This is a genomic window from uncultured Methylobacterium sp. (assembly GCF_964251405.1).
GTDB lineage: Bacteria > Pseudomonadota > Alphaproteobacteria > Rhizobiales > Beijerinckiaceae > Methylobacterium.
The window spans coordinates 1-18,196 of sequence record NZ_CAXUJR010000027.1; the positions used below are offsets into that span (position 1 = coordinate 1).

Sequence of the window (18,196 nt, forward strand, 5' to 3'; positions counted from 1 at the left end):
CGGCTATGGCGGCTACGGCTATGGCTACGCTCCAGTCGGATACGGGTACGGCTACGGCCCGTCCTATTACGGCTGCGGCTATTGACCTGCCTCGGCCAGACGGCGCTGCCAGAGCCGGGCAGCGAGCCGAGGGAGCGGTTCACGTCGACCGGGCTCGTCGACGAAGACCGTCCAGCCGCAAAGTCCCAAACCCAGCCGGGCATGCGCTGGATCGCCGGCGGAACGTTCCGCATGGGGTCAGACAGGCACTATCCCGAGGAAGCCCCGGTCCATCGCGTGACGGTGGACGGCTTCTGGATCGACGAGACTACGGTCACGAACCGGCAGTTCAAAGCATTCGTTCGCGCCACCGGCCATCGCACCGGCGCCGAGATCCCGCCGGATCCCAAGAACTATCCCGGCGCGCTGCCGCACATGCTCTTCGCCGGGTCGCTGGTCTTCACGCCACCCCACCATCCGGTCGATCTGCGCGACTGGAGCCAGTGGTGGACTCTCTCGAAAGGCGCGAACTGGCGGCACCCTTCCGGGTTTGGCAGCTCGATCAAGGGCCTCGACGAGCATCCCGTCGTGCACGTCACGTTCGAGGACGCCGAGGCTTACGCCGCATGGGCCGGCAAGGCACTGCCGACCGAGGCCGAGTGGGAGTTCGCCGCGCGCGGCGGCCTCGACCAGGCGGAATTCGCCTGGGGGGACGAGCTTATGCCCGGCGGCCGCGAGATGGCTAACATCTGGCAGGGCGACTTCCCATACCGAAACACTGCCCCTCGGACTTACAACCGCACGACGCCGGTCGGCTCGTTTCCGCCGCACGGATACGGCCTCGTCGACATGATCGGGAACGTCTGGGAATGGACGTCCGACTGGTACGCCCGAAGGCACCCGGACGAGGCCCGGAAAACCTGCTGCATCCCCCGTAATCCGCGCGGCGGGCGCGAGGAGGACAGCCACGATCCCCGCAATCCGCAAAGCGGCATCCCGTGCAAGGTCCTGAAGGGCGGGTCGCATCTCTGCGCGCCCAGCTACTGCCGCCGCTACCGGCCGGCCGCGCGCCACGCGCAGCCAATCGATACGTCCGTGAGCCACGTCGGCTTCAGGTGCATCAGCAGGCAGAGGAGCGGATCATGAGCCACGACAAGGTACGTGACGGGATGCAGAACGACCCCGCGGCGGAAAGCCCGCTCAGCCGCCGCAACATCCTGCTAGCAGGGACATCGATCCTTGCGGGCGCCGCGCTAGGGTCGGCCGCCGGGACCACGCCCGCACAGGCCCAGCAGCCGCAGCAGCAACCGACGTCGGCTGGGCAGCGGCCCAACATCGTCGTCATCATGGGCGACGACGTCGGCATCTGGAACATCGGAGCCTACCACCGCGGCATGATGGCGGGACGTACCCCCAACCTCGACAAGATCGCGGCCGAGGGCATGCTGTTCACCGACTACTACGCCGAGGCGAGCTGCACAGCCGGGCGCGCCGCCTTCATCACCGGCGAACTGCCGATCCGCACCGGCATGACGACGGTCGGCCAAGCCGGCGCCCCCACGGGGCTTCCGGCGCAGGCCGTGACCATCGCCACCGCGCTGAAGGGTATGGGCTACGCCACCGGCCAGTTCGGCAAGAACCACCTCGGCGACAAGAACGAGTTCCTGCCGACGGTGCACGGCTTCGACGAGTTCTTCGGCTACCTCTACCATCTCGACGCAATGGAGGACCCGGCACACCCCGCCTACCCACAGGAACTGCTGAACAAGGTCGGCCCGCGCAGCATGGTCCACTCTTGGGCGACGACCGCGGACGATGCCACCGACGATCCACGCTGGGGCAAGGTCGGCAAGCAACGGATCGAGGATGCCGGGACGCTCTACCCGAAGCGGATGGAGACGGTGGACGACGAGATCCGCGATTTCGCTCTCGGCTTCATCGACAAGGCCAAGGCCGACGGCAAGCCGTTCTTCGTCTGGCTCAACCCGACGCGCATGCACGTCACCACGCACCTGTCGCCGAAGTATCAGGCGATGCGCAACTCCAAGAACAACTGGACCATCCACGAAGCCGGCATGGCGCAGCTCGACGACGACGTCGGCCTGCTGATGAAGAAGCTGAAGGACCTGGGCCTGGACGACAACACCATCGTGGTCTTCACCACCGACAACGGCACCGAGGTCTTTACCTGGCCGGATGGCGGTCAGACCCCGTTTGCGCAAGCGAAAGGCACGATCATGGAGGGCGGGTACCGCGCGCCGGCGATGATCCGCTGGCCCGGCAAGGTGCCCGCCGGCAAAGTCGAGAACGGGGTCATGTCCGGGCTGGACTGGTTTCCGACCCTTGTCGCGGCAGCCGGCAACCCGGACGTGGCGGACGAACTGAAGACGGGCAAAAAGATCGGCGATCAGACCTACAAGGTTCACCTGGACGGCTACAACCAGATGGACCTGATCACGGGCAAGGGTCCGTCAAATCGCAATGTGATCTGGTACTTTGGCGAAAGTGAACTCGGTGCCGTGCGGATCGGCGACTATAAATACCGCTTCATCGACCAACCGGCCGGATGGTTGGGGGATAAAACCAAGGCGGACGTGCCCTACATCACGAACCTGCGGCTCGATCCTTTCGAGCGGACCGGCTGGCCCTCCGAGGGGACGAAGGTTGGATCGCAGAATTACATGAGCTGGTTCTTGTACGAGTTCTGGCGCTTCGCCTTCGTGCAGCAGGAGGTCGAGAAGCTCGCCATGACGGCGATCGAGTTCCCGCCGATGCAGAAGGGCGCGAGCTTCAACCTCGATGCGGTGAAGACGAAGATCGCGTCTGCCAGAGCAGCGATGGCGAAGTGAAGGGTCGATCCCGCGAGGCGGGACAGCCTCGCCGTAAGATCCCCACCGGTTCCAAGGCCGGATCCTGCCTACAATGGCCGGATGCCGGCCGTCGAGCCCACAGCCCATGGGATACGGTTGGGCAAGCAGCAGTGCCCTCCGCTGATCAAGCGGGGCTCGGCTGCAAGATTGGGACGAGCTTCCTGAGGTTCTGAGCGCCGGCTGCGAGGTGGAACTCGTCGCGGGCTCCGTTCGGTCATCGCAACCGGAGGCCTCACGACTCCTGTGATCGCGCCCACGGGGCATCGGCGAGCGCTCGTTGTAGGTAGGCGATCAGTGAGGTGACGCGGGCGGGACGCGGCTCGCCGGGCGGCGTCACGAGGTGCAGGGCGATCGGTGGCGGCGACCAGCCGGGGAGCACGCGTTCCAGCAATCCCTCCTTCAGGTCGTCCCAGATCATGAAGTCAGGCTGCAGCGCCAGGCCGAGGCCAGCGCGCAGTGCGGGAACGAGCGCGTCGGCGTTATTTGCACGCATCGGGCCGGTGGGCGTCACGAAGGCTTCCTCGCCCCCCGCGTTGGTGAACCGCCAACGATCAGGGCTCGGGAGATAGGCGTAGCCGAGGCAAGCGTGTCCTGCGAGGTCGCCAGGATGCTTGGGGCGGCCGTGCCGATCGAGGTAGGCGGGCGTCGCGACCACCGAACGGCGGACGTCGCAGAGGCGGCGCGCGCGCAGCGAGGAATCTGGCAGCGCGGCGATGCGCAGGCCGATATCGAACCCGCCTCCCACAAGATCGACGACCGCGTCCGCGAGATGCAGGTCGACCAGGACGGCCGGATGATTCACGAGGAACGCGGGCAACAACGGTGCCACGTGCATCACCCCGAAGGTCATCGGCGCGGCAAGCCTCACCAAGCCGCGCGGCTCCGCGGCGGCGGCTGTTGCCTCGGCCTCTGCCGTTTCGCCTTCCGCCAGGATGCGTGCGGCACCCACCCGGGCGGCATGACCGGCTTCGGTCAGCGCGAGGCGGCGTGAGGTGCGGTGGAACAGCCGGGCGCCGATCCGCGCCTCCAACCGGGTGACTGCCTTCGACACGGTCGCCTTCGAGATTGCGAGGTCGTTGGCAGCCCGGCTGAACGAGCCAGCCTCCGCCACCTTCGCAAAGATCGCCCAAGCCTCGAAGTCCGGCAAACGCATTGTGGTTTCTCGAAACAAAGGGTTTCCATTGTTTCTATTTATAGACATCGATGCAAGAGCCACATTGCGGTCATCGCACAGGCCCAGCCGGATCCCCGGAGGGCCAAGTCGGAGACCCGCCATGACCGCGAACGGCCTGCACCACGTCACCGCTTATGCCGGCGATCCGGCACGCAACGTCGACTTCTACACCCGCATCCTCGGGCTGCGGCTCGTGAAGCGGACGGTCAACTTCGACGATCCGACCACGTATCACCTGTACTATGGCGACAGTGCCGGCAGCCCCGGCACAGTGCTGACCTTCTTCCCCATGGCGCATGCCGCCCCAGGCCGAGCTGGGATCGGCGAGACGCAGGAGACTGCGTTCGCGGTCCCGCGCGGCTCGATCGGCTGGTGGACGCACCGCTTTGTCGCGGCCGGCCTTCGCCACGAGGCCTCGGTGCAGGCCTTCGGGCAGACGACCCTGCGCTTCCGCGATCCGGACGGAACGATGCTGGCGCTCGTCGGGGTCGATGACGGCGTCGGCCTTGCCTGGACCGGCGGCGACGTGCCCGCCGAGCATGCCATCGCGGGATTTCACGGTGTCACGCTGCTCCTGGCAGAAGCTGCTCCGACCGCGGCGATCCTCACGGACGTGTTCGGCTTTGTTGAGACCAGCCGGGAGGGTTCGTCGATCCGCTTCGCGAACGGCGCCGGATTGGGCGGCCACGTTACGCTGCGGGCAGTTGGCGAGTTCCTAAGGGGCCGGCCCGGAGCGGGCTCCGTCCACCACATTGCGTTCCGTGCGACCGACGATGCTGCGCAGGCTGCGATGGTCCAGCGCCTGGAGCAGGCCCACGGGATGCAGGTCACCGAGCAGCGCGACCGAAACTACTTCCGCTCGGTCTACTTCCGCGAGCCCGGCGGAGTGCTGTTCGAGATCGCCACCGACATTCCTGGCTTCGCCGTCGACGAGTCTGCGGAGTCGTTGGGACAGGCGCTCAAGCTGCCGCCGGGACTCGAAATGCACCGGGACCGGATCGAGGCCGTGCTGCCGGCACTCGCCTGACAGCGTACCCCGTCCCGCGGCCGCGGGGCGGAAACCCACGCGATCGCTTGAAGCGAGGGCACCATGACACGCGAATCCCTTGGTTTTCATCACCGCTTCGAGCCCGGCCCGGGTGCCGGGCGTCCGCTGCTGCTGCTGCACGGAACCGGCGGCGACGAGACGGATCTTCTGCCCCTTGGTCGGACCGTAGCGCCGGGCGCTGCGCTGCTTTCACCGCGCGGAACCGTGTTGGAGAACGGGATGCCTCGCTTCTTCCACCGCTTGTCGGAAGGCGTGTTCGACGAGGCGGACCTGCGCCGCCGCGCCGACGACCTCGCGAACTTCGTGATCGCGGCACGTGACCGCTACGGCTTAGGTGCGCCCGTCGCGCTCGGCTTCTCAAACGGCGCCAACATCGCAGCTGCCGTGCTGTTGTTGCGTCCGGAGGTCCTGGCCGGCGCCGTCCTGCTGCGGGCGATGGTGCCGCTCGCCGAACCACCACGGGCCGATCTCGCCGGGAAGCCTGTGCTGATCCTGTCGGGTGCGATGGATCCGATCGTTCCGCGTGCGAACGCCGAGACGCTCGCCCGGCAGCTCGCGGCGGCCGGCGCGAAGGTCGACCACCGGATCCTGCCGGCCGGACACGCCCTGACGCAGACCGACGTGAGCCTGGCTGCTGCTTGGGCAAGGGCAACGGTGGTTCAGAACGTGGCCTGAACGATCATCCCTCTCGCGGGTCCGAACCCGTCAGCGGAGATCACGTGTTTGGAAACGATGAATTTCCATTGTTTCTATTTTTCGAAACAGATCCGCCGGGCACTCTATCGGTGTCGAGAACCGGCCGATCCCGAAGATCTGGTGCGGAGATCGGCAACACTTGCCCGACTTTCGTCGTGCGTTTCGATTGGAGATAGACATGAGCAAGCCCTACACCCGCCTCGATCTCGAACAAGCCGTGGTCCTTCTCGTTGATCACCAAGCCGGGTTGATGTCGCTCGTGCGCGACTACAACCCCGATCAGTTCAAGAACAACGTTCTGGCGGTGGCCGGTCTCGCCGCCTACTTCAAGCTTCCGACGATCCTGACCACGAGCTTCGAGGACGGCCCCAACGGCCCCCTGATGCCGGAGCTGAAGGCGAAGTTTCCGGACGCGCCCTACATCGCGCGACCGGGCCAGATCAACGCCTGGGACAATCCGGACTTCGTTGCCGCCGTCAAGGCGACCGGCCGCAAGCAGATCATCCTCGCGGGCGTCGTCACGGAGGTCTGCGTCGCTTTCGTGGCGCTTTCGGCGATCGCGGACGGCTACGAGGTCTTCGCTGTCACGGATGCATCCGGCACCTTCAATGAGGGCGTGCGCGATGCGGCCTGGATCCGGATGTCGTCGGCCGGCGTGCAGTTGATCAACTGGTTCGGCGTGGCCTGTGAACTGCACCGCGACTGGCGCCGCGACGTCGAGGGCCTGGCGACTTTGCTGGCCGACCACATCTCCGACTACCGCAACCTGATGACCAGCTACAGCGCGTTCAGGGGAGCGATCCCGCATCAACACACGGCCGCTTCAGGCTCGTAGCTTCGACACCGCGCGAAACCAGGCGCTTCCACTCCACCACACGGAGAAGCAACATGCCCGCTTTCACCACCCGAGACGGCACAGAGATCTTCTACAAGGATTGGGGGTCACAGGACGCGCAGCCGATCGTCTTCCATCACGGTTGGCCGCTCAGCGCCGATGATTGGGACAACCAGAGGCTGTTCTTCCTGGACCACGGGTATCGGGTGATCGCGCATGATCGCCGCGGCCATGGTCGCTCGTCACAGACTGCGACCGGCAACGAGATGGACACCTACGCGGCCGACGTCGCCGAGTTGGTTGCAGCACTCGATCTGTCGCATGCGGTTCATGTGGGCCACTCGACCGGTGGCGGTGAGGTCGCGCGCTACGTTGCCCGCGCAGAGGCGGGCCGCGTCGCCAAGGCGGTGCTGATCGGGGCGGTTCCGCCCGTGATGGTCAAGTCTGAGCGCAATCCCGGCGGTCTGCCGATCGAAGTGTTCGACGGCTTCCGCGCCGCCCTCGTCGCCAACCGTGCTCAATTCTACCGCGACGTTCCGGCAGGCCCGTTCTATGGGTACAATCGCGACGGTGCGAAGGTCTCGCAGGGAACCGTCGATAATTGGTGGCGGCAGGGCATGATGGGCGGCGCCAAGGCGCAGTACGATTGCATCAAGGCCTTCTCGGAGACGGACTTCACGGAGGACCTGAAGGCGATCGACGTTCCGGTGTTGGTGATGCACGGCACCGACGACCAGATCGTGCCGATGGCCGACGCGGCGCTGCTCGCCCATCCACTCCTCAAGAACGGCACCCTGAAGACCTATGAGGGCCTGCCGCACGGGATGTGCACGACGCATCCCGACATCATCAACCCAGACCTGCTGGCCTTTGTGCGCGGCTGACGCCGTCACTGCGAGCCGGTTACCCGGCTCGCCTCCCAACAGGTGGCCAAGATGGCGGTGGGCGTCGTCGCCGGTCTTGCTCGGCCACCTGCATCACTCGTCAATCGGACTCAGCAAGAGGCGGATCAGCAATGAGCTGGCACAGCGCGGAAGACCCCATCCCCGGTGATCACTTCACCTGCGATGCCATCAAGACGTTGGTCGTTCCGCGGTCGCGCGACCTCGGGTCGTTCGCCGTGCGGCGGGCTCTGCCCTCGGCCGAGTGCCGAATGGTCGGTCCCTTCATCTTCTTCGATCAGATGGGCCCATCCGAGTTCCTGCTCGGACAGGGAATGGACGTTCGCCCCCATCCCCATATCGGGCTGTCGACCGTCACCTATCTGTTCGACGGCGAGATCATGCATCGCGACAGCCTCGGTACGGAGCTGCCGATCCGTCCAGGCGAGCTCAACTGGATGACCGCGGGTCGCGGCATCACCCATTCGGAGCGCACGGGGTCCAATCTCCGACAAACCGGCTCGAAGCTGTTCGGCATCCAGAGTTGGGTCGCGCTCAGCGGCAAGGACGAGGAGACGGCTCCGGCCTTCGAGCATTACGAGGCCGAGGCGTTGCCGATCTTGACAGGCGAGGGCAAGACCGTCCGGTTGATCGCCGGCGAGGCCTTCGGCATCAAATCCCCGGTGCGGACCTCCAGTCCGATGGTCTATGCCGACGTGGCGCTGGAAGCAGGCGCCGTCCTGCCACTCGACCCCACTTACGACGAGCGGGCGATCTACACGGTCTATGGCGCCATCGAGATCGCCGGTGACGGGTTCGGTCCCGGCCAGCTTCTCGTCTTCCGCCCCGGCGATAGGATCAGTGTGCGGGCGACCCGGGCCGCGCGCTTCATGGTCCTCGGGGGCGAGCCGATGGACGGCCCACGCCATCTCTGGTGGAACTTCGTCTCTTCACGTCCTGAACTGATCGAGCAAGCCAAGGAAGACTGGCGCCAAGCTCGCTTCGACTCCGTACCGGGCGAGGCCGAATTCATTCCGCTGCCCGAGTCCCCTCCGCCGGTCCGGTATCCCTGACGATAATCGGAGGCACCTCGACAAAGAGGTCGCCCCCAAGCACGAGCGTCGGCCGCTGGCTCGTCACGATATCGCGGGCATCGCGCCGAGCCTCAGCCGCTCGTTCTCGGCGCGAAGCATCATGATCTCGTCGCGAATGGGGGTGAGGGTCGCTTCGAGTTCGCTCTGGCTGAAGCGCGGGGTGATGTGCTGAGGGCAGTTCCAGTCGAAGGCCTCGATCTCGATCAACACCGCACGCTCGACCCGTCCGGGATAGTCCGCAACGGCAAGCTTCGTGGCCAGAGCCGGGTCCTCACCAGCATCCACGATGCGCATGCGTCCGAAGATCTTGAGGCGGCGCTGGTGGGCATAGTCCATCAGGAACACCGAGACACGGTCGTTTGCGGCAACGTTGCCGGTGGTGATGTACTGCCGGTTGCCGCGGAAATCGGCATAGCCGAGTGTGCGCTCGTCGATGACGCGCAGGAACCCGGCTGGGCCGCCACGGAACTGAACGTAGGGCCAACCCGTCTCGGACACCGAGCCGAGGTAGAATCCGTCGCGTTCAGCGACGAAGGCCGCCTCGGCTTCGCCGAGCCGATCGTTGCGGATCGGCCCGTCCTTGCCCAGCGTGCCATCCAGGCGAGCGTACTGACCAGCACTCCCGTAACTTTGCCGCGCCGCCTGCACCGCGGGTGTGGCAGCGATTTCAAGATATCGGTGAAGCATCGGAACCTCCTTCGTTCAGGAATGCGGGTCCTTCAGACCTATGCCGTGGTGCCGTCGACGAAGAGCGTGATGCTGCTGGCGCAGCTCGCTCGAGTGTTCGACGCTGGAGGATGATCTCCCAAGCCCACCGGATCGGGGTCGAGCGCGTGAACTCAGCCCTGATGTGCCCAGTCGGCGGCAAGCCAGCGCACCTGCCCGCGATCCGAGACGATGCGGCCGAGGCCCGGGAACGGCATGTGCGTGGCGGCGATCAGCGCGCCTTCCTCGGCTGCCCGCGGGAAGAAGCGGGCGCGCATGGCCTGTGCTGCCGGTCGGTCCTGCTCGAACAGGAAGTTGATGTCCGTCGCTGCGGGATGAACCACCGGAAACAGCATGTCGGAGACCATGATCAGGCTCTGCCCCGCATCCGCGATGCGAACCCCGATGTGGCCCGGCGTGTGACCCGTCAGGTCCACGATCGAAACGCCGCGCACGATCTCGCGCTCGCCGTCAATGGCCTGGAGCTTCGGGTAGAGCCGGACGAGTTCGGCCGAGAGGCGGAAGCTGTTTTGCAGGTAGTCCGGCGCACCAGCTTGCTTTGCCGGATCGGTCCAATGCGCGATGTCACGCCGATCGACATAGACTTCGGCGTTCGGGAAGTTTTGCCGCCCGCCCGCCACGAGACCGCCAAGGTGGTCCTGGTGCATGTGGGTGACGATCACCGCATCGATCTGCTCGGGACGCAGGTCCAGCGCGCTGAGCGCCCGCGGGAGTTGCCCCGTCTGGCCGAGCGATCCGGCTGGGCCGGTATCGATCAGGATCCGTCGCTCGCCATCCTCGACGAGGTACTGGTTGAACACGAAGCGGATGCCGCTGGGCTTAGCGGCGAACGCCGCCTTGGCTGCCGCCTCGACCTGTTCGGCGCTACGGCCGGGGAAGTAGCCGAAGGGCATGTCGGCGAAGCCGTCGGACAGGGCGGTGACCGTGAAGCGGCCAACCTTGATCTGCGCGAGCGGCGTGACGGCCGCAAGAGATGAGGGGGCGGCGAGTGCTCCGGCTGCGAAGGGGAGAGCGCTGACGCTCAGAGCCGCAGTAGGCACGCCAAGGGCGAAGGCCCGGCGAGAGAGCGAGGGGGTCATGGCAAAGCTCCGACGGTGAGATCCGATCCGGGAGGGAGAACAGGTTTGCTCCGCCGCCCCGGCTTGATCAGAACGCTAGACCCTCCAGCCGGGGCCCGGTATTCCGAGAGTTCGGGATGCTCCCTCCCGAATTCTGGAAGGCATGATGGACCGCTTCGATGCCATGTCCGTGCTGCTGGCGGTCGTCGAGGAGGGCAGCCTCTCGGCCGCATCCCGACGTCTGCGCGCACCCCTCGCCACGGTGAGCCGCAAGGTTGCGGATCTGGAGCGACACCTGCGCACGCAGCTCATCGTCCGCACGAGCCGAAAGGTGCAACTCACCGACGCGGGCCGCGCCTACGTGGCCTCGACGAAGCGGATCCTCGAACAGGTCGAGGAGGCGGAACGGGCCGCGGCAGGCGAGTACAGCACCCCACGCGGCGAACTGCACGTCACGGCTCCGGGAATGTTTGGGAAACGGCATCTGCTCCCGCTCGCGATCGCGTTCCTGAAGGAACATCCCGACATCACGCTGCGGCTCTTCCTGGCGGATCGCCAGATCAATCTGATCGAGGAGCATGTCGATCTGGCCCTACGGATCGGGCACCTCGAGGACAGCGGGCTCATCGCGACCCGCGTCGGTGCCGTTCAGCGCGTGACCTGCGCGAGCCCGGATTATCTGGCGCAGCGAGGGACGCCGCAGACGCCAGAGGACCTGAGGGTCCACGACGGCATCTCATTCCAGGGCTTTCCGGTCGCGCCGGAATGGCGCTACCGACGGGACAACCCGACCTTCGTGGTGGAGCCCCGCACGCGGCTCGCGGTCAACACGACCGAGGCGGCGGTCGCAGCAGCAATCGCGGGATTGGGGATCATCCGTGTGCTGACCTACCAGGTGGCCGATGAGCTGCGCTCAGGCGAGCTCCAGGTCGTGCTGGGTGAGTTTGCGCCGGCGGCGATGCCGGTGAGCCTCGTCTACCCCGATGCAGGCCTCCTTCCCTTGAAGGTGCGCGCCTTCCTCGACTGGACCGCGCCGCGCCTGAGGACGCAACTTCAGGCGATTTGAATGGCGCGGATGAGGAGCTGGCGCTGGTTCAACGGGAAGGGCCGCGGGCTGGGGCGCCTCGTGGCGCACCGCCTGGCGGGTCGTCAGGAAGGCGTGAAGCGCCGCGAGGTGCCCGTCCGTGGTCTTCGTACAGTGATCGTACGGGCAGGCCGGGTCGAGGTGGCTGCCCTCGCGGTCCACACTCTCGCGCACGGAGCGAAGCGTCACGCAGCTCAGGGTGAGCCGCAAGGAACGAGCAACGCACCAGCGCGAAGGATCTGCTCGGCTTGGCAGTGCCCAGTCGCCTGATGCATCGACGCCGGGTCGCGCGCTCGGGCTGATGCGTCCTGGCGAGATACTGTTTGGGTGTCTCTTTTGTTCGCCAATGGCAGCTGAATGCACGGGTGGGCCTTCGTACACGGCTAAGACATGTCGCGTGTCGCCTCAAAGACTTGCCAGGCGGGCTGCTTCGCGGGCTATGATGCCATCCGGTCGGATCAAGGCGTCGAGCACCGTGAAGTGGTTCGTGCCCGGCACCGTAAGGAGCCTGCCGTCGAGGCCTTCCGCGATGCGGGCGGCATGGTAGTCGGTCGAATGGCGGCGCAGTTCGGGCAGTTCGTCCGCCCCGAAGATCACCGAGACCGGTGGCCCGCCTCGCGCGAGGTGCCGAATCGGGGAGAGCGCGGCGACCTCCTCGTCCGTAAGGCGCAGGGCGTCGTCGAGGCTGGTGCGGGCGATCGGCGCGAGGTCGAAGATCCCGCTGATCGCCAGCGCGGCATCGGCCTCGTCGGCGGTGAGCGCGGCCAGATGCCCGCCCGCCGACCAACCGGACACGACGAGCCGGGACGGCGCGGCCTCGGCTCGCAGCCGGCGCAGGCCCATGCAGATTTCCGCCGCGATCTCGGTCAGGCTCGCCTCCGGAGCCAGGGTGTAGCCAACAAGTGCCACGTCCAGGCCGAGCGCCAGCGGCCCCTCCGCCATGCAGGTGAAGCCCTCCTTGGCGTTCCGCTGCCAGTAGCCGCCGTGGATGAAGGCGAGACAGGGAGCGCCCGGGGTCCCGCAGCGATAGAGATCGATCCGCTGCCGCGGGCGCGGGCCGTAGGAGAGCTCGACGCCTGCCATCGCGGCGCGCAGACCGTCGCTGCGCCGGCGCCAATCGGCGACGATCGCGGCGCTGTCAGCGACCGCACCGGAATTGTCGTAGGCCCGGCTCAGGGCGGCGCGGTCGAGGTCACGCCAATCGCCTTCCTCACGCATCGTCGCCGGTCCCGAGATACCAGTCGAGGAGTTCCGATCCCTGCATGAAGACGACGTCGTCCCGCGCCGCGAGGGCGTCGAGCAGGCGCTCCAGAAGGCCGATCCGGTGGGGCACGCCGGTGATGTAGGGGTGGATCGCGAAGCCCATGACCTTGGCGCCGCCGAGCGGCCCGTCGCTCGCAGCTTCCATTGCGAGACGGTCGAGGTTGACCAGCGCTCGCTCCACGAACTCGTCGGCGCGGTGATGCTGGATGGCGAGGAGGGGGATGTCGTTCAGCTCGACCGAGTAGGGCAGCGCCACGAGAGGGCCGTGCCGCGTGGCGACCCGGCACGGACGGTCATCCACGACGAAATCGCCGACATAGGCGATTCCAGCGGCAGTCAGGTGATCGGGCGTGTCGAGGGTTTCGGTGAGGCCGGGTCCGAGCCAGCCGCGCGGCGCCGCGCCGGTGAAGCGCGTGATCGCCGCGACGGTCCGGGCGATCATGCCGGGCTCGTCGGCGACACGGTGGGTCGGAACCTGGTGGAAGCCGTGGGCCATGAACTCCCATCCGGCCTCGTGGGCGGCTCCCGCAACCCGCGGGTAGGCCTCGCAGACCGAGCCGTTGATCGATAGCGTGGGACGGATGTCGCGGGTGGCGAAGGCCTCCAGCATGCGCCAGAAGCCGACCCTCATGCCGTACTCGTGCCAGGCCCAGTTCGGCAGATCCGGCAGCAGGGAGGCTGCGGTCGGCGGCACCAGGATCTGGCGCGGCATCGGGTTGTCGATCAGCCAGTGCTCGACATTGACCACGGGCCAGATCGCCACTCTCTTGGCCCCCGGCAGCGTGAGGCGCGGCCGATCGATCGCCGCCCGGTAGGCGAGCCGGTTCTCGGGCCGGCGCGGATCGTCCATCGCGGGGTCCCTCACGCGGCCTTCGGAGCGTGATGGCTGTGAAGCTGGGCCGAGAGCATCCGGCGCACGTCGTTGAAGGCGGGGCTCGATACGTCGCGGCGGCGGGGAAGGTCGATCTCGTGGACGGCCTCGATGCGGCCGGGGCCGGGCGACATCATCACCACACGGTCGGCGAGGAAGATCGCCTCCTCGATCGAGTGTGTGACGAACAGCACCGTCAACCCGGTGCGGGACCACAGGTCCAGCAGCTCGTCCTGAAGCCGCTCGCGGGTCATCGCGTCCAGGGCCCCGAAGGGCTCGTCCATGAGCACGATTTCGGCGTCGTTGGCGAGAACGCGGGCGATGGCGACGCGCTGCTTCATGCCGCCCGAGAGCTGGTGCGGGTAGGCGTCGGCGAAGCGCTGCAGCCCGACGAGATCGACGTAGCGGGCGACGGTCTCGCGCACCTCGGCGACGGGCCGGCCACGGGATTTCGGTCCGAAGCCGATATTGTCGCGCACGGTCAGCCAGGGGAACAGACCGTAATCCTGGAAGACCATGCCGCGCGTCGGTCCGGGACTCGAGATCGGCGTGTTCCACATCAGCGCCTGCCCGCCGCTCGATTCCTCGAAACCGGCGACGATGCGCAGGAGCGTCGACTTCCCGCAGCCGGAGGCGCCGAGCAGGCAGACGAACTCGCCGCGCGCGACCCGGAGGCTGGCGCCTCGCAGGGCCTCCGTGCTGCGTCCCTGCGCGACGTAGGTCTTCGAGACGTCGCGCAGGTCGAGGATCGGGATGGAGGGATCAGCCATGGGACGGGCTCCAGGCAAGAAGGCGACGGCCGAGCTGCATGACGATCCAGTCGGAGACGAATCCGGCGACCCCGATCACCACCATGCCGCAGATCACGATCTCCGTGCGCGAGAGCTGGCGCGCCTCCATGATGATGGCCCCGAGCCCAGTCTGGACCCCGGTCATCTCGCCCACCACGATCACCACCCAGGCGAAGCCGAGGCCGAGGCGCAGGCCGGTGAAGATCGACGGGAGCGCGGCGGGCAGCACCACGCGGGCGAACTGGGCCGTGCCGGTGCAGCCGAGCATCGCCGCCGCCTCGAACAGGCGCGGCTCCACCGATCGCACGCCGAAGATCGTGTTGACGAGGATTGGATAGAACGCGCCGAGGAAGACGAGGAAGTAGGCCGAGCGCGGCCCCAGCCCGAACAGGATCATCGCCAACGGCAGCCAGGCGGTGACGGGGATCGGCCGCAGGATCTGGAAGGTCGGGTCGAGGAGCCCCTTGATCAGGGGCACGCGGCCGATCAGCAGCCCGAGCGGCAGTGCCGCCGCCGCCGCCAGGACGAAGCCGCCGTAGACCCTGCTGAGCGAGGCGGCGAGATGAACCCACAGGGTGCCGCTGAAGGCGTCGTCGTTGATACCGCCGAAGGCGAGGTCCTGGAGCTCGGTCCAGACCTCGACGGGTGGCGGGATCAGGCTGTAGGGCCGGCCCGTCGTGGCGAAGTGCCAGATGAGGGCGAGCGCGACCGGGATCGCAAGGGCGAGGCCCGTGCTGCGCAGGGCGGCGAGCGGCGAGCCGATGCGGCTGGGACCGGGGACGGCCGCCGGTAGGCTCGCCGAGGCGAGGGTCCCCGCCTCGCCGGCGGTGCTCACGCGTCCCTCATGGCATCGACGAAGCGGGTGTCGATGAAGCCTGGCTCCGGCAGGCGTTTGATCTGCTTCAGGGCCAGCATGTGCTCGGCATAGGCCTTGGCCTGGCGCACCTCGTCCGGCCCGAGCTTCCATTTCAGCTCGACGTTGGGGGCGGACAATTCGAGCGCGTCGCGCTTCTGGCCGAGCTTAGACACCGCCATGGCGATCATCGCGTCGCGGTCCTTGCCGGCGAAGTCCGTGGCTTTGCGATGGATCTCGAGCATCGTGCGGACGATCTCGGGCCGCTGCTCGAGCGTATCGCGGTGCGCTCCGAACACCATGTTCAGCGCACCCATCTCGGTCCCATAGGGATATTCGACGAGTTGGCCGACCCCGGTCGACAGGCTGACCCCGGGGGCGGGCTCGGCGCCGACATAGGCGTCGATGTCGCCTCGGGCCAAGGCGATGTGCATCTCCGAGAACGAGATCCGCACCGGGGTGATGTCGCGGACGCCGAGCCCTTCCATCCGCATGCGTTCCAATGCGAAGACCTCTTGGGTGCTGCCCGGCCAGATCGCGACGCGCTTGCCCTTCAGGTCCTTGATCGCCCGGATGTCCGAATCCTTCTTCGAGATGATCGCCATGCCGCGGTTGCAGGTGGAGGCGATCACCACGATCGGCTCTCCGGCGGCCGCCCCGAGCGTCGCCGCCGCTATGCCGAAGGTGCCGAAATCGACGGACTTCGTGACGACAGCGTTCTTGCACTCGCTCGGGCTCTCGAAGGGCACGACCTCGACCGTGACGCCCTCGGGCCTGAAGCGCTCGTAGAAGTACGGTGCGATCGAGTGGATCAGCTTGAGCGACCCCATCCGGATGACGGTGGGCGTCGTCTGGGCGCGGGCGACGAAGGGAGCTGAGACGAGGCCAGCCCCAAGGCCGGCGAGGAGGGTGCGGCGGTGGATCATCGAGCGGCTCCGTCTGTGTTCCAACATCGCTATGTTAGCCGCGGATCGTGTTGCAAACGAGTGCTGGTTTTCGAAGGATCCGTTGCAATTCTGGCAACGGCCGCGCAAGCTGACGCGTTGACCGGGACCCCATCCGTGAAGCACCTGCGAACCCTCAGCTACGTCGCCGAGATCGCCCGAAGCGGTTCGATCCGCCGTGCGGCCGAACGGCTCAACATCGCTCCTTCGGCGCTGACGCGGCAGATCCAGGACGTCGAGTACGAACTCGGCACGCCGATCTTCGAGAGGCGAGCGCAGGGCATGCGGCTCAACGCGGCCGGCGAGCTGCTGGTGCGCCATATCCGCGATCAGGTCGCCGACCTCGACCGGGTCCGCTCGCAGATCGCGGATCTCTCTGGGGTGCGGCGCGGCCACGTGGCGTTGGCCTGCAGCCAGGCCTTCGTCACCCGGGTAGTGCCGGATGAGGTGGAGTCCTACCGCGCCCAGTTTCCGCAGGTCGGGTTCACCGTGCAGGTGCGCGATCACATCCAGGCGGTCGCCGCGGTCGTCGCCTTCGAGGCCGACCTCGCGCTGATCCTTCAGCCGCCGCCTTCCGCCGAACTACAGGTGCTCTATTCGGGCAGCCAGCGCCTCTGCGCCCTGATGCGCGCCGGGCACCCCCTGGCCGCAGCCGAGGGTCCGGTCCGGCTCCGCGACTGCCTCGCCCATCCGATGGCCTTGCCCGACCGCTCGCTCGCGATCCGCCACCACCTGGATCAGGCGCTGGCCCGCCGCGGTGTCGAACTTAAGTTCGCCATCGAATCCGGCTCGCTCGAATTCCTGCGCAACCTGACCCTGCGCGAGGAACTCGTCAGCCTCCAGATTCCCAGTGGCATCCCGGACGACCCTGGCTTGTTTTAATGATACGGCGACCACCGAGATTTGGAGCCGATGACGATGGTGCTCGCTCAGCTGCGCGGGCGCATGCTCTCCGTGGCGGCTGCCAAGTTCGCCGACCAACTCGTCGCGAGCCTCAATCGACGCGCTGAGAGCACGCTGGACTTCCCACTCGGGGCCGCTGATGTGCGGTAGATCCTCGCCGAGGCAGGTCAGCGCCCGGCGAGGTCTCTGATGAAAGTCCCACGGACGGGCGTCCGACCCGAACCAGACGTCAAGGATCGACGTGGCGCAACCTCACAGAGAGGCCAGCCACGACGGCAAGAAGGCCGGTCAGGGCTGCTGGGAAGACCAGAGCGAAGATCCCCATGGCGTTGTAGACCGCGGCCCCAAGGAATGCGCCAAGCAACAAGGCCAACCAGACCGTGGCGTCGCCGATCCACCCGAAGGCCGGCCCCGTTCCGGTGAGAGCCGCGGCGATTTTCTGGCCAAGGCTGAACAATGCTCCCGTGACGAACGTCGTCCCGGCACGGAAACCTTGCACGGACCCAAGGACAGCGTTCTGGGCTCCCATGGCGAGGGCAAGGAACAACGAGACGAGACCAACATCGGGCAAATGGAGCCCGAGCGAGAAAGTCCCGACAATGAGGACGGCCTCATAGGCCAGCACCGCCACGGTCTTCCACGGCGCGGGAGTGACGATCGCCAAGCCGCTTCCGAGCGTCGATCCGATCAGGAACATGATGATCAAGACTGTCGGCATCAGGGCTTGGCCAAACTCGCCGTGCGCCATCGACACACCCATCTGCGTCGTATTCCCGCTCATGAACGACGTATAGTAGCTGCTCAGCCTTATAAAACCGATGGCGTCGATATAACCCGCAAGAGCAGTCAAGAGGAGGCCGAATGTGAGTTGCCACGGACGGGTCATGATACCGGCTTCGATTGAACCTTGGTGTGGATGAGCCGACCTGACCCAGGACTCAAGCCACCAGGCGAGGGCGCTCACGGAGGGGATGCACCCTTTGGGCACTCATCGGACAGTCCATCCGGGAGCGCAATGCGCTGCCGATGGAACTCCGCGCCTGGTCATGCCCGCTTTGCCTCCGGCTTCGAAGACGTGGTGCCATGACGCCGGACCCGCAGACGGGCGAGGGTGGCCGCGAAGGTC

Annotated in this window: 17 protein-coding genes and 1 pseudogene; 9 read left to right on the forward strand and 9 right to left on the reverse strand. The window is 66.8% G+C overall.

What is annotated here, in order from left to right; all coding sequences use genetic code 11:
• Positions 1-201 precede the first annotated feature (201 nt).
• Positions 202-1,125 (forward strand): formylglycine-generating enzyme family protein, encoded by a 924-nt coding sequence (locus ACFE7U_RS07340; protein WP_375409102.1) that lies wholly within the window; start codon positions 202-204, stop codon positions 1,123-1,125.
• 23 nt (positions 1,126-1,148) lie between these two features.
• Positions 1,149-2,828, forward strand: a complete 1,680-nt coding sequence (locus tag ACFE7U_RS07345; protein ID WP_375409103.1) for an arylsulfatase — start codon at positions 1,149-1,151, stop codon at positions 2,826-2,828.
• Between the two features lie 253 nt (positions 2,829-3,081).
• Here the strand turns inward: ACFE7U_RS07345 and ACFE7U_RS07350 are convergent, their stop codons facing one another.
• Positions 3,082-4,002: a LysR family transcriptional regulator gene (locus tag ACFE7U_RS07350; RefSeq protein WP_375409104.1), complete on the reverse strand. Its 921-nt coding sequence runs from the start codon at positions 4,000-4,002 to the stop codon at positions 3,082-3,084.
• A 121-nt stretch (positions 4,003-4,123) separates the two neighbouring features.
• Between ACFE7U_RS07350 and ACFE7U_RS07355 the strand changes: the two genes are divergently transcribed.
• The 5 genes from ACFE7U_RS07355 to ACFE7U_RS07375 all read left to right on the forward strand — a co-directional run bounded on the left by ACFE7U_RS07355 (position 4,124) and on the right by ACFE7U_RS07375 (position 8,556).
• A complete protein-coding gene (locus ACFE7U_RS07355; RefSeq protein WP_375409080.1) occupies positions 4,124-5,050 on the forward strand; it encodes a ring-cleaving dioxygenase in 927 nt (308 codons plus the stop codon).
• 63 nt (positions 5,051-5,113) lie between these two features.
• On the forward strand, positions 5,114-5,746 hold the full coding sequence (locus ACFE7U_RS07360; RefSeq protein WP_375409081.1) for an alpha/beta hydrolase: 633 nt from the start codon (positions 5,114-5,116) through the stop codon (positions 5,744-5,746).
• A 199-nt stretch (positions 5,747-5,945) separates the two neighbouring features.
• Positions 5,946-6,602, forward strand: a complete 657-nt coding sequence (gene ycaC, locus ACFE7U_RS07365) for an isochorismate family cysteine hydrolase YcaC (protein ID WP_375409082.1) — start codon at positions 5,946-5,948, stop codon at positions 6,600-6,602.
• A gap of 53 nt (positions 6,603-6,655) precedes the next feature.
• Positions 6,656-7,486, forward strand: coding sequence for an alpha/beta fold hydrolase (locus ACFE7U_RS07370; RefSeq protein WP_375409083.1), 831 nt, complete (start codon positions 6,656-6,658; stop codon positions 7,484-7,486).
• Between the two features lie 131 nt (positions 7,487-7,617).
• Positions 7,618-8,556, forward strand: coding sequence for a pirin family protein (locus ACFE7U_RS07375; RefSeq protein ID WP_375409084.1), 939 nt, complete (start codon positions 7,618-7,620; stop codon positions 8,554-8,556).
• Positions 8,557-8,619: 63 nt separating this feature from the next.
• On the opposite strand, the gene ACFE7U_RS07380 is transcribed toward ACFE7U_RS07375, so the two are convergent.
• Both ACFE7U_RS07380 and ACFE7U_RS07385 read right to left on the reverse strand, forming a co-directional pair.
• A complete protein-coding gene (locus tag ACFE7U_RS07380; RefSeq protein WP_375409085.1) occupies positions 8,620-9,264 on the reverse strand; it encodes a pyridoxamine 5'-phosphate oxidase family protein in 645 nt (214 codons plus the stop codon).
• 152 nt (positions 9,265-9,416) lie between these two features.
• On the reverse strand, positions 9,417-10,382 hold the full coding sequence (locus ACFE7U_RS07385) for an MBL fold metallo-hydrolase (protein WP_375409086.1): 966 nt from the start codon (positions 10,380-10,382) through the stop codon (positions 9,417-9,419).
• Between the two features lie 145 nt (positions 10,383-10,527).
• On the opposite strand from ACFE7U_RS07385, the gene ACFE7U_RS07390 reads away from it, so the two are divergent.
• Positions 10,528-11,427 (forward strand): LysR family transcriptional regulator, encoded by a 900-nt coding sequence (locus tag ACFE7U_RS07390; protein ID WP_375409105.1) that lies wholly within the window; start codon positions 10,528-10,530, stop codon positions 11,425-11,427.
• 423 nt (positions 11,428-11,850) lie between these two features.
• On the opposite strand, the gene ACFE7U_RS07395 is transcribed toward ACFE7U_RS07390, so the two are convergent.
• From ACFE7U_RS07395 to ACFE7U_RS07415, 5 genes are read right to left on the reverse strand one after another with little or no spacing between them, the layout of a single operon-like run.
• Positions 11,851-12,663, reverse strand: coding sequence for an alpha/beta hydrolase (locus ACFE7U_RS07395; RefSeq protein ID WP_375409087.1), 813 nt, complete (start codon positions 12,661-12,663; stop codon positions 11,851-11,853).
• Positions 12,656-13,558, reverse strand: coding sequence for a polysaccharide deacetylase family protein (locus ACFE7U_RS07400; protein WP_375409088.1), 903 nt, complete (start codon positions 13,556-13,558; stop codon positions 12,656-12,658). The genes ACFE7U_RS07395 and ACFE7U_RS07400 overlap by 8 nt, the downstream gene beginning before the upstream one ends.
• A gap of 11 nt (positions 13,559-13,569) precedes the next feature.
• On the reverse strand, positions 13,570-14,349 hold the full coding sequence (locus tag ACFE7U_RS07405) for an ABC transporter ATP-binding protein (protein WP_375409089.1): 780 nt from the start codon (positions 14,347-14,349) through the stop codon (positions 13,570-13,572).
• Positions 14,342-15,205 carry an ABC transporter permease gene (locus tag ACFE7U_RS07410; protein WP_375409090.1) on the reverse strand — a complete coding sequence of 288 codons (864 nt, stop codon included), beginning with the start codon at positions 15,203-15,205 and terminating at the stop codon, positions 14,342-14,344. The genes ACFE7U_RS07405 and ACFE7U_RS07410 overlap by 8 nt, the downstream gene beginning before the upstream one ends.
• Positions 15,202-16,149 carry an ABC transporter substrate-binding protein gene (locus ACFE7U_RS07415; RefSeq protein WP_375409091.1) on the reverse strand — a complete coding sequence of 316 codons (948 nt, stop codon included), beginning with the start codon at positions 16,147-16,149 and terminating at the stop codon, positions 15,202-15,204. The genes ACFE7U_RS07410 and ACFE7U_RS07415 overlap by 4 nt, the downstream gene beginning before the upstream one ends.
• A gap of 135 nt (positions 16,150-16,284) precedes the next feature.
• Between ACFE7U_RS07415 and ACFE7U_RS07420 the strand changes: the two are divergent.
• Positions 16,285-17,220, forward strand: a pseudogene (locus ACFE7U_RS07420) (LysR family transcriptional regulator).
• Positions 17,221-17,299: 79 nt separating this feature from the next.
• Here the strand turns inward: ACFE7U_RS07420 and ACFE7U_RS07425 are convergent.
• Positions 17,300-17,956: a YoaK family protein gene (locus ACFE7U_RS07425; protein WP_375409106.1), complete on the reverse strand. Its 657-nt coding sequence runs from the start codon at positions 17,954-17,956 to the stop codon at positions 17,300-17,302.
• Positions 17,957-18,196: the final 240 nt, after the last annotated feature.

Bases quoted from the DNA above. Each gene is read 5' to 3' on its own strand.
- ACFE7U_RS07340 (WP_375409102.1), top strand. From the start codon at position 202: ATGCGCTGGATCGCCGGCGGAACGTTCCGCATGGGGTCAGACAGGCAC.
- ACFE7U_RS07345 (WP_375409103.1), top strand. From the start codon at position 1,149: ATGCAGAACGACCCCGCGGCGGAAAGCCCGCTCAGCCGCCGCAACATC.
- ACFE7U_RS07350 (WP_375409104.1), bottom strand. From the start codon at position 4,002: ATGCGTTTGCCGGACTTCGAGGCTTGGGCGATCTTTGCGAAGGTGGCG.
- ACFE7U_RS07355 (WP_375409080.1), top strand. From the start codon at position 4,124: ATGACCGCGAACGGCCTGCACCACGTCACCGCTTATGCCGGCGATCCG.
- ACFE7U_RS07360 (WP_375409081.1), top strand. From the start codon at position 5,114: ATGACACGCGAATCCCTTGGTTTTCATCACCGCTTCGAGCCCGGCCCG.
- ycaC (WP_375409082.1), top strand. From the start codon at position 5,946: ATGAGCAAGCCCTACACCCGCCTCGATCTCGAACAAGCCGTGGTCCTT.
- ACFE7U_RS07370 (WP_375409083.1), top strand. From the start codon at position 6,656: ATGCCCGCTTTCACCACCCGAGACGGCACAGAGATCTTCTACAAGGAT.
- ACFE7U_RS07375 (WP_375409084.1), top strand. From the start codon at position 7,618: ATGAGCTGGCACAGCGCGGAAGACCCCATCCCCGGTGATCACTTCACC.
- ACFE7U_RS07380 (WP_375409085.1), bottom strand. From the start codon at position 9,264: ATGCTTCACCGATATCTTGAAATCGCTGCCACACCCGCGGTGCAGGCG.
- ACFE7U_RS07385 (WP_375409086.1), bottom strand. From the start codon at position 10,382: ATGACCCCCTCGCTCTCTCGCCGGGCCTTCGCCCTTGGCGTGCCTACT.
- ACFE7U_RS07390 (WP_375409105.1), top strand. From the start codon at position 10,528: ATGGACCGCTTCGATGCCATGTCCGTGCTGCTGGCGGTCGTCGAGGAG.
- ACFE7U_RS07395 (WP_375409087.1), bottom strand. From the start codon at position 12,663: ATGCGTGAGGAAGGCGATTGGCGTGACCTCGACCGCGCCGCCCTGAGC.
- ACFE7U_RS07400 (WP_375409088.1), bottom strand. From the start codon at position 13,558: ATGGACGATCCGCGCCGGCCCGAGAACCGGCTCGCCTACCGGGCGGCG.
- ACFE7U_RS07405 (WP_375409089.1), bottom strand. From the start codon at position 14,349: ATGGCTGATCCCTCCATCCCGATCCTCGACCTGCGCGACGTCTCGAAG.
- ACFE7U_RS07415 (WP_375409091.1), bottom strand. From the start codon at position 16,149: ATGATCCACCGCCGCACCCTCCTCGCCGGCCTTGGGGCTGGCCTCGTC.
- ACFE7U_RS07425 (WP_375409106.1), bottom strand. From the start codon at position 17,956: ATGACCCGTCCGTGGCAACTCACATTCGGCCTCCTCTTGACTGCTCTT.